A 17,190-nucleotide genomic window follows, 5' to 3' on the forward strand; every position below is an offset into this window, starting at 1 on the left:
GTGTGTGGAATGAGCGAAACAAAACAATTACCTGAACGTTCTTCTTTGGCAACAGAGGTAACGTGGGATTTAACTAAAATCTTTGCCAATGATGATGTATTTGAAGAGAAATTTAAGGCCCTTTCAGATGAACTGGAAAAAGCCGATACATTCAAAGGAACTTTAGGCGAAGGAGCTAAGCAGTTCTTAGCAGCCATCGAGTATTTATTAGATGTCTATCGAAAAGTGGAAGTTATTTATGTATACTCACACTTGAAAAATGATCAGGATACAGCAAATGCTACCTATCAAGCAATTTATGCACGAGCAAGTAGCTTATTAGCGAAAACAAGTGCAGCAGTTTCTTGGTTTGAGCCTGAAGTTTTAACGTTAACTGATGAACAAATTTGGGCTTATTTTGATGAAGAGCCTCAATTAGAAGGCTACCGTCATTTCGTCAAACAAATGGTTGATAATCGCGCCCATGTACTTTCTTCTGAAGAAGAAGCTTTGTTAGCTGGAGCTAGCGAAATTTTTGAAGCATCAAGCGATACCTTCGCTATTTTGAATAATGCTGATTTAACGTTCCCTGTCGTGAAAAATGAAGACGGTGAATCTGTTCAATTATCTCATGGAGTGTATGGACAATTATTAGAAAGTACAGATCGTTCGGTACGTGAAGCTGCCTTTAAAGGGTTGTACGGTGTGTACCAACAATTCAAAAATACCTTTGCTTCAACTTTGAGCTCACATGTCAAAGGGCACAACTTTAAAGCGAAAACGCGTAAATATAGTTCAGCAAGAGAAGCGTCGTTAAGCAATAATCATATTCCTGAGAGCGTATATGATACGTTAGTGGATGTAGTGAATAAAAATCTGCCATTGTTGCATCGCTATGTTGCTTTGAGAAAACGTTTATTGGCTGTGGATGAGCTACATATGTATGACTTATACACGCCGGTACTAGGGGAAGCGCCAATCAAATTTACTTATGAGCAAGCGCGTGATAAAGCTGTAGAAGCTTTGCAACCACTGGGTGCTGAATATTTAGCAATTGTTGAAGAAGCTTTTTCAAATCGCTGGATTGATGTGGTTGAAAATAAAGGCAAACGTAGTGGCGCTTATTCATCAGGAGCGTACGATACTTTACCGTATATTCTAATGAATTGGCATGATTCTTTGGACCAATTGTACACGTTAGTACATGAGATGGGACACAGCGTTCATAGCTACTTTACACGTAATAATCAGCCTTATGTGTACGGCGATTATTCTATTTTCTTAGCAGAAATTGCTTCAACAACGAATGAAAATATTCTAACTGAACATTTATTGGAAACAGAAAAAGATCCACGAGTTCGCGCTTATGTTTTAAATCACTATTTAGATGGATTTAAAGGCACGATTTTCCGTCAAACGCAATTTGCGGAATTCGAACATTTTATTCACACTGAAGATGCCAAAGGCACGCCACTTACTAGTGAGTTCTTAAATGATAGCTATGGCGAATTAAATGCCAAATATTATGGTCCAGCGGTTGAAAAGGATAGTGAAATCGCTCTAGAATGGTCACGGATTCCTCATTTCTACTACAATTATTATGTCTTCCAATATGCAACAGGCTTCTCCGCTGCTTCAGCGTTGGCAGATAAAATTGTAGCGAATGAACCGAATGCTTTAGAAAACTATCTAACGTATCTAAAATCAGGAAATAGTGATTATCCAATCGAAGTTATGAAAAAAGCCGGTGTCGATATGACTCAAGCAGCATACATCGAAGAAGCTATGAAGGTCTTTGAAGCACGCTTGAATGAATTAGAAGCCTTGATTGGTGAATTAGAGAAATAAGAAAACAACTAAAGTTTAGTTACTTTCGAGGAGTATGGCAAAGATTTGTCATGCTCCTTTTTTCGGAGAAACGGTGTACCAGAAGTAGCTTTTAGGGCAATTTCTGAAGAACTAGACCGAGTGATGCGATAATTCATGTTTTGATTTAGCGCAAACCAAAAAGAAGCTCTTCTTAGATCCTGTTTATCTAAGAAGGGCTTCTTTTTTATACTAATCGGAGCAAATGTCCGTTTGAACCTAGGCGTCGTTTATCTTTTTCAAAGTAATCCTTTTCTAAGATGTCATAGATATTTTCTGGTGAGTGACAAATCTCAAATATATCACTCATCGCTGCTTTGCCTTCTACAAGTACGCCAAATTCTCTATTGTAAGAAAAATTATAGACGACAGCAGACGGATGTTGCGTAATATCCATTTCTCTAGCTATCTGTTGATCAGAATAGAAAGCTTCTTTAACAAACTCAGATTGTCGATCTTCTAAGAACATCTCCAAATCGCCACCGGTTTCCACCACTAGCTTTTCGACTAACTTCTTTGAATATTCTTCCCCATGGCAGCCGACTGCTTCTTGTAAACGTAAAAGAAAATGCCGACCTTTCTTCTTTCCTTGCAGTTGCGCAGCTTTATAATCGAGAGAAGCGGAAAAAATAGTCTCGAACAAACGATTTCGTTCTTTTATATCATTTGGTGACTTTCCTTCGCGTTTCATCAAATCCCCAATTGTACGTAAATTTACCAGGGGTATAAAGCGAAATTGAATTTTTTTAGATCCGTTTTCTACAAAATCTAGTATTTGCTTTTCAGTGTGATAGCAAATACTCCCCAGTGGGTTAATAAATAAATAAATCTCTATCAAATGAATCTCCCCCAAACAGACTCGTGACAAATATGTCAACATCCTAATATACCTTACCAAAATAAATAAAAAAAAAGAAGTTAAACGGCTCGGAAATTGCAGGTGTCTTTTAATTTTTTTCTTCTAACATGCGTTGGATTTTATTTTTTGCAGGTTGATAGCTAATAGACAAGCGACTAAGCAAGTGCTCAAACTGCTTTTTCCCAACAGCATAGTCAGCGACCTCAAGTTCCAGTTCATAATCATGCGCGTGACCGTACCAACTTTCATCGAGAGCAAGTAACCCCTCTTCGATTGAAAATTCGGCCCGTTTTGTTGTGAGCTTTCCAATGGACTTTAGTGTACGACAATCGATTGAAGCATTCTTAAGGAAATCATAGACTGCACCAAAAGTAGGCAGACTATCTTTTAAAAGGAAATCCTGTGCTTGACTGAGCGTCAATTTATCCGTTGTTTCTAGTAACCCTTCTTTGGCAGGACTTTTTAAAGTTAATTCAGCATAGGTGGGCAAGAGACGAATGCGTAACCCCATCTGTTTTTCTTTTAAGTCACTTGTTTGATTATCAAAGTAAATATTTGTTTGGCTATGAAAATCTTGCTCTCCTAATTGGTATAGCTGACAAATAGCTTGATAGTCAGATTCAGTTAATAAAGTTTTAAATTCAATTTCTAAGTTTTCGCTCATGTAGACCCCTTTCTTTCCTTACATTGATTGTCACATAATTCAAATTTTTCTGCCAACTAAACGGCTTATTTTTGATTGTCTATTTTTGGAGATGCATTTTGTAAAAAATGGTTATTCTTGAAAGGATTCGCTGAGTGTTTTGCGTGGTTTATGTTAAAATATAGTATGAATGTTAGAAGATAAGTTGAGGGATTGCTATGGAACGAGATTGGGAAACATTTTTAGCGCCATATGAACAGACGGTTTCAGAATTAAAAGTCAAATTGCGTGGAATCCGCAAGCAGTTTAGAGAACAGAATCGTCATGTCCCTATTGAATTTGTGACAGGACGTGTCAAACCAATAGAAAGTATTATTACAAAATCACAATTACGGCATATTCCGATTCAACGTTTAGACGAGGAAATGTCAGATATTGCTGGTTTAAGAATTATGTGCCAATTTGTTGACGATATTCATCAGGTTGTTCAAATCATCAGAAACCGCAAGGATATGAAAGTGGTTCAGGAACGAGATTATATTACGAATAAAAAAGCCAGTGGCTATCGTTCGTATCATCTAGTGATCGAATATCCGGTGCAGTTGGTCGGTGGCGAGAAGAAGATTCTGGCTGAGATTCAGATTAGAACATTAGCGATGAATTTCTGGGCAACGATTGAACACTCACTCAATTATAAATATCAAGGTGCCTTTCCAGAAGAAATGAGTGAACGTCTGCAGCGTGCAGCTGAGGCAGCCTACCAATTAGATGAGGAAATGTCGACGATTCGAGAAGAAATCCAAGAGGCCCAACGACTATTTTCTCATGGTCGAGGGAAATCAGAAGATGTCTATTATCATAAATCGATGGATCAAGAGGAGTGATAGCATGGTGAGTATGAAGGTAGCAATTGTTCAGAATCACGAAGAAAAATCACAGATTATTGCGCAAAAATTACGCGAGATGTTGCGTAAAGCAGATATAAAAATTGAAGATCAAAATCCTGAATTAGTCATTTCAATTGGGGGCGATGGGACGTTACTATCAGCTTTTCATCGCTACAATCATCGATTGAATGAAGTGAGTTTCCTAGGTGTTCACACGGGACATCTAGGTTTTTATACGGACTGGCGCGACTATGAGCTGGAGGAGCTAGTGGCTAGCTTGAGCAGTAATCGCGGCAAGAGTGTCAGCTATCCTTTATTGGACGTGCGGATTACTTTTTTAGATGGCAAATCAGACAAACATTTTCTGGCTTTAAATGAGTCCACGATTAAGCGAGGTAACCGAACAATGGTTGCCGATATTTTGATTAAGGATGAGCTATTCGAACGTTTTCGCGGCGATGGGTTGTCTATTTCGACACCGACAGGTTCAACCGCGTATAATAAAAGTATCGGGGGAGCCGTCCTCCATCCAAGTATCAACGCGTTTCAGTTGGCTGAGATTGCTTCTTTAAATAATCGCGTCTTTCGAACACTAGGTTCGCCGATTGTGATTGCCCATACTGAATGGTTAGAAGTTAAATTGCAAGATAGTACAGATTATTTGGTGACAGTCGATCAACTAGATATCGAGCAAGAAAATATTGCTTCTGTTTACTATCGGATTGCGGATGAGCGCATTCATTTTGCCTCATATCGACACATGCATTTTTGGGGTAGAGTCAAAGATGCGTTTATTAGTGAGGGGTAGATGATGGAGTTTTCTTGGTCGTTTCAAAAAGAACAAACACAACAGGTAAAATATTTTTTAAAAGAGCAGGGCATTTCCAAGGGATTGCTAGCAAAAATTAAGTTTCAAGGTGGGCAAATTAAAGTCAATGGAAAAGTTGAGAATGTCTTGTTTTCTCTTTCCTACAATGATATGGTAACAATTGTGATTCCGGATGAAGGCGAGCATGAGACGTTGTTATTGGACGAGACGCCGATCGAGATTGTTTTTGAAGATGAGCATCTATTGGTGGTGAATAAGCCAGCAGGTGTTTCTTCAATTCCAGCTCAGTACCATCCGAATTATACAATGGCCAATCGAGTGAAGGCTTATTATAAAAGGCAGGGCTACGTGAACCAAGTGATTCATGTTGTCACACGCTTAGATCGTGATACGACGGGCTTGATGCTCTTTGCCAAGCATGGCTTTGCCCATGCAAAACTTGATGTTCAATTACGCGAAAAAAAAGTTGTCAAAAAATATCAGGCGCTCGTAAGTGGGTCCTTGGAGCGACTTATGGATCATGCAGAAATCAATTTGCCGATAGGTCGTGATTATACTTCTTTATTAAGAAGAAAAGTCAGCGAGGATGGCCAAATTGCCAAAACAGAATATTGGCTTGAAGCGAAGCAGAAAGAGCTTGCTCTAGTGGATATTCAGTTGCATACTGGCAGAACACACCAGATTCGCGTACATTTTTCTGCGTTGGGTTGCGCGCTATTGGGTGATGAAATGTATGAAGGACGAATGGATTTAGGCATCACTAGACAAGCGTTACATTGTTATGCGTTACGGTTTGATCATCCTTTTACGAATGAGTCGTTAGCGTTTCAGCAACCATTGGCAGAAGATATGGCGAAATTAGTGCGCCAATAAAATCAACAGTGAGGTGAGATTGATTTGGATGAAAATCAAGAATTAGAAGAACAGTTTGCTTTATTACTCAAAGACTTGCAGGAAAATAATATCCAGGAATTTCGGGAGAGATTCTTAGAGATGCACATCTACGAGCAGGGCCAGTTCTATCAATCTCTAGCTGATGAGGAACGTTTAATTGTTTATGCCTACCTTTCACCAAAGGAACTGGCAGATATGTTTGACGTTATCGAAGAAGATAACGAAAATATGAAAGATTATCTTGCAGAGATGCGCCCAAGTTACGCGGCAGAAATGTTATCAGAGATGTATACGGATAATGCCGTCGATTTGTTAAATACTTTAGATAAGAAACAAATTGCCAAATATTTAAGTTTAATGGATACCGAAGATGCCAGCGAAATCAAGGATTTACTGCATTATGAAGACGATACAGCTGGGTCTATCATGACTACTGAATATGTTTCAATCGTGGCTAATCAAACAGTTCGTTCGGCGATGTATGTCCTGAAGCATGAGGCAGATGTTGCAGAAACGATTTATTATATTTATGTAGTTAATCAAGAAAACCAGTTACTAGGTGTTATTTCTTTACGTGATTTGATTGTGAATGAGGATGACACGATGATTGCGGAATTGATGAGTGAGCGGGTGCTTTCCGTGCACGTGGGCGACGACCAAGAAGATGTCGCTCAAACCTTCCGTGATTATGATTTCCTAGCATTACCGGTCACAGATTATGATGACCATTTGCTGGGAATTGTAACTGTCGATGATATCATTGACGTTATCGATGATGAAGCGGCCAGTGATTACTCTGGTTTGGCGGGGGTTAACGTCGAGGAAGTCAGTGAGAATCCATTGAAGGCTGCTTCAAGACGTTTGCCTTGGTTGATTACCTTACTATTTTTAGGGATGTCGACGGCGACTTTGATTAGTCATTATGAAGCGTTAGTCAGTGAAGCCAGTATTTTAGCCGTCTTTATCTCGTTGATTACGGGGACAGCCGGCAATGCTGGGACGCAATCACTGGCGGTTGCGGTACGTCGTTTGGCTTTGGCTGATGAAAAAGATAATAATTTTGTGCGCTTGATTTTCAGTGAAGTGTTGACGGGTCTAGTCACGGGTTTGGTGACTGGCTTTACGATCTTTTTGATTGTTGGATTCTGGCAAGGGAATTTTATCCTCGGGTTTGTGATCGGTATGGCGATGCTCTGTGCGATTACAGTCGCCAATCTGGCAGGTAGCTTAATTCCCATGTTAATGGACAAATTGGGCTTTGATCCGGCAGTTGCCAGTGGCCCGTTTATCACCACGCTGAGTGATTTGACCAGTGTTTTAATTTATTTCAGTATCGCCAGCTTGTTTATGAGTTACTTTTTAGCCTAGAATAGGCATTTGATGATGGCAAATAAACTTAGTTTAGACGACCAAGAAGCCTCAGGGAAATGGGTATAAAACCATTTTTCTGAGGCTTCTTGGTCGTCTAGAGTCGACTAGCAAGCTATACGCAAAAAATTGATTTAGTTGTTAGCGAGTTCGACAATTTTAGTGCCGTGGACTTCTTTGACACCTAGCGCCGCTACGACTTCTTCAGCATTTTTGTAGGAAATACCTGCGCCTGGTAGAATCATAAGACGGTTGTCCGCATAGTCAATCAATGCTCGTAGATGATCAAAATTCTTTTCAATAGGAGTATTAGCTGGGCCACCATGGGTTAAAATTCGTTGCACGCCATGTTCGGCTAACCAATCAATTGCTTCAAATTGACGCTCAACTGGAATTTCATCGAAAGCCATATGGAAAGTAATCTGTAAACCTTCCGCGTGTTCAATTAAGACCTCTAAGGCTTCTTCGTCCAGCCAATTGCTAGGCGTCAGACAACCAATCACTACGCCATCTGTTCCTAATTTTTTTGCTTCTATTAAATCAGTGTGCATGATTCTTAGTTCAATATCATTAAAAATAAAATCGCCGCCACGTGGACGAATCATGGTCATCACAGGTACCTGTTTTTCTTGGGCATAACTCAAGGCTTCTTCAATGACACCAGTACTTGGTGTTGTACCGCCGACCGCTAAATTATCACATAGTTCAATACGATTAGCACCTCTAGCGATGGCCTCTTGAATATGAGTGAAATTCTCTGCGCAAAATTCTTTAATCATTTGGGCTCTCTCCTCCTAAACTTCTTCCATGGCATTGTATCACATTTTTTTTGATTGCTAAAGCAGAATAAGAAAGGTAAGATGGTCAGTGGAAGGGGGACGAACGAGTGCTTAAAAAAATTGATCAGGGTGCTTTATTTTTAGAGAAACATGTGACTGATTTTCGTTGTCCAGTGTGCCATGAAACGATGAAGGCGGGGAACCGAGCGGTGATTTGTGCTAGCGGGCATCGCTTTGATGTATCAAAAAAGGGAACCCTTTATTTCTTAGATCATCAGATAAAAACTGAATACACCAATGAAATGTTTCATCCTAGAGGAAGAATGATTGAGGCGGGGATGTATAATCCTGTGATGGACGAGCTCGCTCAGTTGGTAGATTATCCAGAATTTGTCTTAGATGTTGGCTGCGGAGAAGGCAGTTTCTTAACGCAGTTAAATAAACGAAAAAGTCTAAAGAAAATGATTGGCTTTGATATTTCTAAGGAAGGCGTGTATTTAGCCACTCAACAACCGATTGATGCATTTTGGTGTGTGGCAGATTTGACGAATTTACCTTTTGCAGACAACTCCGTATCGACGATTTTGAATATTTTTTCACCGTCTCATTACAAAGAATTCCAGCGTGTCTTAGCTTCCGATGGGCAATTAATCAAAGTGGTCCCACAGGCGGGCTATCTGACAGAACTACGTCAAGCCTTTTATCCGGATGAAATTGAGAAACAGAGTTATTCAAATGAAGCTGTCGTAGAAAAATTCAAAGCGGAAATGACTTTTATTGAACAAAAAAGAGTGACGTATACTTTTGATATCCCTAAAGAGAATCAGTTGGATTTATTGAGTATGTCTCCACTTGAGTGGGGCGTCTCTGAAACGGTCAAACAAGGCTTAAAACAAAACCCTTTGGAGAAAATTACAATCGATATCGAAATATTAAAAGGTTCTCATAGTAATCGTTTTCATTAAGTTTTTTTAAAGATTAGTGGTTGTCAAAGTAACATTTTGGTGATATAGTAGCAACAAGTTGTTTTTTCATTGGTTTTTATCAGGTTCCTGTTCTGATAAAAGTTAGTGAGAAGAGCTTCACTAACGTAACGACTCGCAGTGATCTAACACCGAGGCGGTACGTTTTTTTTATGCCAAAAATTAGAACAGCTCACTCAAAATGAGTTATAAAAAGGAGAAATCAGTCGTATGACGAATCACATTGTTTTGTTTGAACCACAAATTCCTGCTAACACAGGCAATATTGCCCGGACATGTGCCGCGACAAACGCACCTTTACATTTAATCGAGCCATTAGGATTTTCCACAGATGACAAACACTTGAAGCGTGCAGGACTGGATTATTGGCATGATGTGAATATTACCTATCATAAGGATTTAGCGGCTTTCTTAGCTCATTTAGGCGATAAGAAGCTGCATTTAATTACTAAATTTGCGAATCAAGTGTACAGTGACGAGACCTTCAATGATGATCGAGATCATTATTTTATGTTCGGTAAGGAAACAACCGGTCTGCCAGAAGATTTTATGCGCGATAATCAGGAAAAATGTTTGCGAATTCCGATGAATGACGAACATGTTCGCTCGCTCAATCTCTCGAATACGGTGGCTTTAGTCGTTTATGAAGCACTAAGACAACAGTCTTTCCCCAATTTAGAATTACAACATCATTATGACCACGATAAATTAGATTAATCAGACGATTTTCTGATTGGCTAAAGCAAGTTTATGCTAAAATAGAACAAAGACTGAAGAGGGTGTTCCAGAAGTTACTTCTAGCACATCATTCATTAGAAAAAAGGGGGGATGACAAGATTTTTTGTCACACCCCCATAAATTATAAAACAGGGGCTGTTACTGGCGGGATTTACAAGAACCGAGTTTCTATGAATCGTACGAGGGCAGAGCACTTATCGAGGAGCGCATGGGATGAAATTATATTTTACAAGACATGGGAAAACGCAATGGAATCAGGAGAAACGATTTCAAGGAATGGGTGGAGATTCACCACTCCTAGCTGAAAGTTATGCTGAGATTAAGGCGCTAGGAAAGGCCATCAAAGAAGTTCCTTTTGAGAAAATTTACTCAAGTACATCAAAAAGAGCCAGTGATACGGCACAAGGGATTTTAGCAGAACTGAATGAGCCGGTTGAGATTGTTTATACGGATGATTTGCGTGAGCTGGGCTTGGGGTCACTAGAAGGGCAATTAATCGAAGAGATTCGTAAGACGCATGGGGAAAATCTCGATAATCTTCGCCATCATTTAGAAAAATATGACCCAACACCGTTTGGCGCTGAGCCGATGGAGCATGCGATTGCTCGTATCGAATCAGTAGTTCGTAAGGCAGTCAGCGAGGCTTCTGAAGGGCCTCTACTCTTTGTCGGTCACGGAGCAGCCTTGACTGCAGCAATTCAGTCAATGGTAGGGAAGCCGTTAGAAGAGTTGCGAGCAGCTGGTGGCTTATTAAATAGTAGTTTAACAATCCTTGAGACAAATGAAGCGGACGTAGATGGTCCCTATCAAATGAAGTTATGGAATGATGTTTGCTTTTTAGAAAAGTAAAACTGGAACGATAGCTACTCAATAAAAGTAAAATAAAAGTTAGACAAATAGCATAAGTAAGGGTCATAAAAACGACCAAGAACAGTACCGCACAAAAGGTGACAACGGGGAAAGAATAATTTTCGTATGAGGAGGCGTAAACATGCAAACTGAGATGCTTGAAGCAAAGTACATAGTTGGAAATGTGGCAGCTATCTTCTTTCAAAATCCTAGTAATTTCTACAAAGTTTTATTGATTCGTGTGACGGATACGAATACCGACTATAAAGAAAAAGAATTAGTAGTGACCGGAAGTTTTGGCGAAATTCAAGAGGAAGAAAGCTATCGTTTTTTTGGTGAGTTTGTAGATCATCCTCGATATGGTCGACAATTACAAGTGGATCGCTACCAACAGGAACGCCCCACTTCAGCAAATGGACTTGTCAATTATTTGTCCAGTGATAAATTCCCTGGGATTGGTAAAAAGACGGCTGAAAAGATTGTCGAAATTCTAGGTGAAGACGCGATTGAACGGATTATTGAAGAGCCTGATGTATTGAAGCAGCTGCCTACCTTAAATGAGAAGAAGCGCCAGGTTATCGTTGAAACGATCCGCCTAAATCATGGGATGGATCAAGTCATCGTTGGTTTGAACCGCTATGGCTTTGGGAGTCAGCTGTCCTTTGCTATCTACAAGACGTATCAAAATGAAGCGCTGGATATTATTCAGGAAAATCCTTACCAATTAGTTGAGGATATTGAAGGAATTGGTTTTAAACGAGCAGATAATTTGGCTGAACAATTAGGAATTGGCGCACAATCACCACAAAGGATTAGAGCGGCTGTATTGCATCAAGTTTTTCAACAATCTATCCAGACGGGAAATACCTATATCGAAGCCAAAAACTTATTGGAACAAACCGTTCGCCTGCTTGAAACGAGTCGGCCTATCGAGATTGTTCCAGATGAGGTGGCAACGATTATTCTTCAACTTGTCGAAGAAGGGAAGATACAGCAGGAAGAAACCAAATTGTATGAGAATAGTTTATACTTTTCTGAATTGGGAATTGGTAGTTCTATTCAGCGATTATTGTCACGCAAAAAACAGATTAAGTATGAAAAGAAGACCGTTAAAAAGACCCTACGTATCTTGGAGAAACAACTGAAAATCAGCTATGGCGAATCTCAACAAAAAGCGATTGAGGAAGCCATCTGTTCACCGCTCTTCATTTTGACTGGTGGACCTGGAACGGGTAAAACGACAGTTATTAACGGAATTGTGAATTTATTTGCTGAGCTGAATGGCCTGGAGCTGGATCCTACTAAGTATTCGCAAGAAGTCTTTCCGATATTACTGGCAGCCCCGACTGGACGTGCGGCGAAACGAATGAATGAAACGACGGGATTGCCAGCTGGGACGATTCATCGATTATTAGGCTTAAATGGCCATGAAAAGACGCCCACCATTAGCACAAAAGAGCTAGAAGGGGGCTTATTAATTGTCGATGAGATGTCGATGGTTGATACATGGCTAGCCAATACGCTATTTAAGGCGATTCCCACTAATATGCAGGTTATCTTTGTAGGCGATAAGGATCAGCTGCCGTCGGTGGGGCCGGGTCAGGTCTTACATGATTTACTTCAAATAGATGAGATACCGAAAATGGAATTGACGGAGATTTATCGACAGGGCGATGGTTCAAGCATTATTCCCCTAGCTCATGAGATTAAAGAAGGGCGTTTGCCGGCCGATTTTACCAAAAATCAAAAGGATCGTTCTTTTTTCAGAAGCGATGCCTATCAGATTGAATCGTTGATTTCTCAAATTGTCGAAAAAGCTAAGAAAAAAGGATTTAGTGCACAGGATATTCAAGTGTTGGCACCGATGTATCGGGGACCAGCCGGGATTGATGCCTTGAATAAAATGATGCAAGAAATCTTTAATCCGAATAATGGTCAGAAAAAGGAAGTTAAATGGAATGAATCGGTTTATCGAATTGGCGATAAAGTCTTGCAGTTGGTCAATTCACCGGAATTAAATGTCTTTAATGGCGATATGGGCCAGATTACGGGGATTATCTATGCCAAAGATTCCGACGATAAAGTCGATGAATTAGTCATTCAATTTGATGCCAATGAAGTTTCTTATAAACGAAATGAATGGAATAAAATTACGCTGTCTTATTGTTGCTCGATTCATAAGTCTCAGGGAAGTGAATTTAAGATGGTGATTCTGCCGATGGTCCATCAATTTCAGCGGATGCTGCAACGAAATTTACTGTATACGGCGATTACCAGAAGTAAAGAAATGTTGATTATGTTAGGGGAAGAGCAGGCGTATCAAACGTGTGTTACCCATGAATCAGCTAGTCGTTTGACGACGCTTAAAGAACGAATTCTGACGGCTAACGAGATGAGCTTGACTATGCGCAGCAAGTTAGAAGCTTATGAAGAAACTCTTTCTAGTGATCAGCCGTTTGGTAGCTCATTAAATGAGGCGCCCAAAGTGACGTCTCATGAGAAGCAAACCACAGACTTTTCTACGAGTAATCAGTCATCGGCGGAAAGTATAGGTGTGGCACAAGCGAATCAAGTAAAAGATCATCAAGTAGAGACAAATTCGGCAGCTAGCATGCAAGAAAACTCAGCTAAACGAGAGCTGAAGGCTACAGCTAGCTCGCACGATGCGTTAGCGCAAGGAGAGGTTTCTTTATTTGAGGATGAAGAGCCAGTTAGTTTGCCAAAAGAGCCAATCCTGACGATGGAATTAATTAAAAGTCAACGAATTGATCCAATGATTGGAATGGGGAACATGAGTCCTCAGCAGTTTATGGGGGCATAAGAACGTAATAGAACAAAGTAAAGGGGTCTGACAAAAATTTTGTCAGACCCCTAGTTTGCGAATAAACGGTCGTCCAGCAGTTAGCTCAGCTGGGTTTGTTTTTCGCTAATCTTAGTTTTTTAGGATATTAGCACCAGATCCATTGTTTTTTCATAGAAAAATAAATATCGAATGAACGTGAGCCCATGACTTCACCGTCTGCTTGTCCGTATTGCGGCATAGTGGAGACGATTCTGAGCTTATTTGCTGTGAAGTGATGAAAGTATTTCGAGTTCATTTGTTTCTTTTGGAGCAACAAAATAATTAACCAGAAAATTTTAAAGAGATTAATTCGTTCAACGAGTACAAAGTCTAGCTGATTTTTTTCTGCATTGGCTGTGGGTGCAATCGCAACACCGCCACCAAAATAGGGATGGTTAGTGGTGGTGCAGAGGAACGCCTTGGCAAAATTTTTCTGCTGACCGTTGATATCTACCATGATGGGAAAGCCTTTTTGCATGAATAACACTTTTATAATAGAAGCGATATAAGCTAAGGAACCCAAATTATACTTGTTAAGACGTTTTTTGGTGGCTGAATCATTGGTAGCATGGACAATCGCCGCATCGAGACCGATGCCGACATTATTCATTACAACGCCGCGCTCTTCTTGGATTTTTTCATCGTAAGCAATTAGCGATACTTCACGTGGGAAAGGCGTCTTTACAATTTGCCAGAATGCTTTCTCAGCTTCTTTAGGGAGACCAATTCCTCTAGCAAAATCATTTCCTGAACCTGCTGGTACGTAGGCGACAGGAATCTCAACTGCTAGGTGATAAAAAGCATTAACGACTTGATGCAATGTGCCATCGCCGCCAATCACGACGAGTAAGGGAAACGTGGTGTCTTCGTCTAGTTCAGATAAGTTGTCAGCTTTCCAAGGAATCAGCGTTTCTTTTGCCAGGTCTTGAGCAATTTGCTGTTCATGTCCAGCGAATTGTGTGTAATAGGTTGTATAAGGAAAGCCTCGTGTTGAGGCGATATCGATAATACGTGCGACTATTTTCTCAGCACTGCCACTGCCGGCAGTGGGATTGATTAAAAAATGATAGTGGAATTGCATAATTTTCCTCCTAAAAATAATCAATGGTTCAATTTTACATTATAGCAGACGTGTCCCAAGATAAACATCAAAAACTTCCTCTATCATTTTTGCGAAAGAATCAAGGGAGATAAGCCTTTGTAAAAGAGGTTACTTTTTAATTCAATAATAGGCATTGACCTTCACCTTTAGTTTAATGTTATCATGCAAGTAAGGAGGTGGCTTATGAAGACAATTAAACAAGTGTCAGAGCTGCTGGGGATGAGTAAGGTAACCTTGCGTTACTATGATAAAATTGGGCTTTTAAAGGTCAATCGTGCAGCGAATGGCTACCGCATATATGACGAGCAAGATATTCATATTCTCCGCAATATTGTAGTCTTTAAACAAGCGGGTTTCTCTTTAGAGGATATCAAGCTACTGATAGGTTTGTACTCATTTGAAGAAGGGGATGAGTGTAACAATCGGGCCAATGAGATTATCTTAAAAAATTTAGCAGAGATGAAAAAGCAAATTAGTTTTTTAGGAAAAGTCACAACGATTATTGAAGAACTTTTACCACTTTTTGAAACACACCAACTGTATAAAATAAACCAGGAAACGCTTGAAATGAATATTGAGGAACTATTTGAAGAAACAAAAACAAATCAAATAGAGGAGACTACATAGAATGAGAATGAAAAAACGAACGGTTATTATTGGTCTAGTGGCGCTTGTGCTGATTGTTGCAGGCGGTTTTGGGATTCGATATTTGCTAGCTTCAAAAAACTATCAAGACGCGGTGGCAGAAATTGTTATTGAAGAACCTGATTTGAGTAAACTCGCAGATGGTGAATATATTGGAGAACATGATGTCGATTTTATTCAAGCAAAAGTCAAAGTGACGATTACAAATCATGCGATTAAAGCGATTGATTATGTTTATCATAAAAATGAGCGCGGTGAAAAAGCCAGCCGAATTACTGAGGATATGATCCGAGAACAGAAGATCAAGGTTGATACGATATCGGGCGCCACAAATTCAAGTAAAGTCATTCAAAAAGCAGTTGAACTGGCGCTCACCGAAGAGTAGAAGAAGTTCGGAGATAGAAATTGAGCGACATAAGTTAGAGAGAAAAGGTGGCTGAAGAATATCAGAAGGACGGCTTTTACTTAGAAAAATCAATGAAATAATACAGATGCTAGAGCGGCTGAGACTGACAATTGTCTTAGCTGCTCTATCTGTCTTTTTATGAAGTCTGGGAATGATTAATTTGTTAGCTAGATGTGACAATTTCATTCGTATACAAGTGGGTATATTTCTGCTAGAGTTAGAGTCTAGCCACTATCAGTTTAGATAAAACTTAAGATATGAGACAGTAATGATGAAATGTCAAAAAATAACAACAGTCTTATGAGGAACTTCCAGTGCATTGTGGAAATTTTCGTTTGTTTAGGATACACTGATAGTTGTACCCATTGTCAGAGTGGAATCAGTTCGTATGCTTCTCAATAGTAGATAAGTCAACAGTAAGAGGCATGGCAATTAGTGAACTGTAAATGTAAAAGGAGCAAGTTATGATTAAAATTACAATGTTTTCGACAGCCGATAAAGTGAAAGGCCAAGGCGTGGGCAGTGCTTATCTTGAGCTGTTGGCGATGCTTAAAAAATATTTTTCGAAGGAATTTTCCATTGAAATAAACACCTATAAGGCTGCGGATATTTCCCATTACCATACGGTTGATTTCGTCTATTACTTATCGACTTTTCTATGGAATCGTGGCGTGAAGCTAGGATATGTTCATTTTCTTCCGGAAACTTTGGAAGGCAGTATCAAGCTGCTGCCGCTTTTTCAGAAAGTTTTTAATTGGTATGTCTTGTCTTTCTATAAACGAATGGATCATTTGGTGGTTGTTAACCCCAGCTTTATTGAAAAATTAGTCGCTTTAGGTGTGCCCGAAGAGAGAATTACTTATATTCCTAACTTTGTTTCGCCAAAAGTATTCTATGAAGCACAGGCTGAGCAGAAAACGGCTTGGCGAAAAGAGAATAACTTGTCTGAAGAGGATTTTGTTGTTTTAGGTGTGGGTCAGATTCAACAGCGCAAAGGCATTGATGATTTCGTCCAGTTAGCGATTCAAAATCCTGAGGTTCAATTTATTTGGGCAGGCGGCTTTTCTTTCGGGAAAATTACCGATGGCTATCAAAAATATCAAAAAATTTATGATAATCCTCCAAAGAATTTGCGATTCACTGGCATTATCGAACGTGATGAGATTGTGCAGTATTACAATATGGCTGATTTATTTTTACTACCTTCCTATAATGAACTTTTTCCGATGTCGATTTTGGAAGCTTTTAGCTGTGGGACACCTGTGATGCTAAGAAATTTGGATCTCTATGATTCTATTTTAAAGGAAACTTTTGTTACAGCTGACGATATCGATGAGATGCAGGTTAAATTAGTGCGTCTAGTCGAAAATCCTGATGAGCTACACGATTTTCAAGAGAAATCTCGGCGGGCGGCGCAACGTTATTCAGAAGAAAGCTGTGCTGCAACCTGGCTATCTTTTTATACAGAGTTAGCGAAAAAGAAGAAATAACGTGTCGAAATATAGAAAATTATTGTCTTGA

At 39.7% G+C, this 17,190-nt stretch carries 15 protein-coding genes and 1 pseudogene; 12 read left to right on the plus strand and 4 right to left on the minus strand.

The features are described from left to right. Positions 1-9: 9 nt before the first annotated feature. On the plus strand, positions 10-1,827 hold the full coding sequence (pepF, locus tag BAU15_RS10800; RefSeq protein ID WP_161842755.1) for an oligoendopeptidase F: 1,818 nt from the start codon (positions 10-12) through the stop codon (positions 1,825-1,827). A gap of 205 nt (positions 1,828-2,032) precedes the next feature. Here the strand turns inward: pepF and BAU15_RS10805 are convergent, their stop codons facing one another. Both BAU15_RS10805 and BAU15_RS10810 read right to left on the minus strand, forming a co-directional pair. Next, positions 2,033-2,683, minus strand: coding sequence for a ClpXP adapter SpxH family protein (locus BAU15_RS10805; protein ID WP_161842756.1), 651 nt, complete (start codon positions 2,681-2,683; stop codon positions 2,033-2,035). Between the two features lie 109 nt (positions 2,684-2,792). Further along, positions 2,793-3,368 (minus strand): CYTH domain-containing protein, encoded by a 576-nt coding sequence (locus tag BAU15_RS10810; protein WP_161842757.1) that lies wholly within the window; start codon positions 3,366-3,368, stop codon positions 2,793-2,795. 197 nt (positions 3,369-3,565) lie between these two features. Here BAU15_RS10810 and yjbM point away from each other — a divergent pair, with 197 nt between their 5' ends. From yjbM to mgtE, 4 genes are read left to right on the plus strand one after another with little or no spacing between them, the layout of a single operon-like run. Next, positions 3,566-4,231: a GTP diphosphokinase gene (gene yjbM / locus BAU15_RS10815; protein ID WP_161842758.1), complete on the plus strand. Its 666-nt coding sequence runs from the start codon at positions 3,566-3,568 to the stop codon at positions 4,229-4,231. 13 nt (positions 4,232-4,244) lie between these two features. Next, complete coding sequence (locus tag BAU15_RS10820; protein WP_161842812.1) at positions 4,245-5,042, plus strand: NAD kinase; 798 nt, start codon at positions 4,245-4,247, stop codon at positions 5,040-5,042. A 3-nt stretch (positions 5,043-5,045) separates the two neighbouring features. Next, positions 5,046-5,936: an RluA family pseudouridine synthase gene (locus tag BAU15_RS10825; protein WP_161842813.1), complete on the plus strand. Its 891-nt coding sequence runs from the start codon at positions 5,046-5,048 to the stop codon at positions 5,934-5,936. A 24-nt stretch (positions 5,937-5,960) separates the two neighbouring features. Beyond that, entirely contained in the window at positions 5,961-7,325 is a 1,365-nt protein-coding gene (gene mgtE, locus BAU15_RS10830) for a magnesium transporter (protein WP_161842759.1), read from the plus strand. 134 nt (positions 7,326-7,459) lie between these two features. On the opposite strand, the gene BAU15_RS10835 is transcribed toward mgtE, so the two are convergent. Further along, positions 7,460-8,104: a copper homeostasis protein CutC gene (locus BAU15_RS10835; protein WP_161842760.1), complete on the minus strand. Its 645-nt coding sequence runs from the start codon at positions 8,102-8,104 to the stop codon at positions 7,460-7,462. Between the two features lie 107 nt (positions 8,105-8,211). On the opposite strand from BAU15_RS10835, the gene BAU15_RS10840 reads away from it, so the two are divergent. The 4 genes and pseudogenes from BAU15_RS10840 to recD2 all read left to right on the plus strand — a co-directional run. Further along, positions 8,212-9,069, plus strand: a complete 858-nt coding sequence (locus tag BAU15_RS10840; protein WP_161842761.1) for a methyltransferase domain-containing protein — start codon at positions 8,212-8,214, stop codon at positions 9,067-9,069. 228 nt (positions 9,070-9,297) lie between these two features. After that, on the plus strand, positions 9,298-9,804 hold the full coding sequence (gene trmL / locus BAU15_RS10845) for a tRNA (uridine(34)/cytosine(34)/5-carboxymethylaminomethyluridine(34)-2'-O)-methyltransferase TrmL (protein ID WP_161842762.1): 507 nt from the start codon (positions 9,298-9,300) through the stop codon (positions 9,802-9,804). A 234-nt stretch (positions 9,805-10,038) separates the two neighbouring features. After that, positions 10,039-10,674, plus strand: a complete 636-nt coding sequence (locus BAU15_RS10850) for a histidine phosphatase family protein (protein ID WP_161842763.1) — start codon at positions 10,039-10,041, stop codon at positions 10,672-10,674. Positions 10,675-10,816: 142 nt separating this feature from the next. Further along, a pseudogene (recD2, locus tag BAU15_RS10855) lies at positions 10,817-13,115 on the plus strand (SF1B family DNA helicase RecD2); the annotation flags it as partial. 507 nt (positions 13,116-13,622) lie between these two features. On the opposite strand, the gene BAU15_RS10860 reads toward recD2, so the two are convergent. Beyond that, positions 13,623-14,597: a diacylglycerol/lipid kinase family protein gene (locus BAU15_RS10860; protein ID WP_161842764.1), complete on the minus strand. Its 975-nt coding sequence runs from the start codon at positions 14,595-14,597 to the stop codon at positions 13,623-13,625. 204 nt (positions 14,598-14,801) lie between these two features. Between BAU15_RS10860 and BAU15_RS10865 the strand changes: the two genes are divergently transcribed. The 3 genes from BAU15_RS10865 to BAU15_RS10875 all read left to right on the plus strand — a co-directional run bounded on the left by BAU15_RS10865 (position 14,802) and on the right by BAU15_RS10875 (position 17,159). Beyond that, on the plus strand, positions 14,802-15,245 hold the full coding sequence (locus BAU15_RS10865; RefSeq protein WP_161842765.1) for a MerR family transcriptional regulator: 444 nt from the start codon (positions 14,802-14,804) through the stop codon (positions 15,243-15,245). Between the two features lies 1 nt (position 15,246). Continuing rightward, a complete protein-coding gene (locus BAU15_RS10870) occupies positions 15,247-15,648 on the plus strand; it encodes an FMN-binding protein (RefSeq protein ID WP_161842766.1) in 402 nt (133 codons plus the stop codon). Positions 15,649-16,133: 485 nt separating this feature from the next. Beyond that, a complete protein-coding gene (locus BAU15_RS10875) occupies positions 16,134-17,159 on the plus strand; it encodes a glycosyltransferase family 4 protein (protein WP_161842767.1) in 1,026 nt (341 codons plus the stop codon). The last annotated feature ends 31 nt before the right edge of the window (positions 17,160-17,190 follow it).

The sequence above is a fragment of the Candidatus Enterococcus huntleyi genome, assembly GCF_009933175.1.
GTDB lineage: Bacteria > Bacillota > Bacilli > Lactobacillales > Enterococcaceae > Enterococcus_K > Enterococcus_K huntleyi.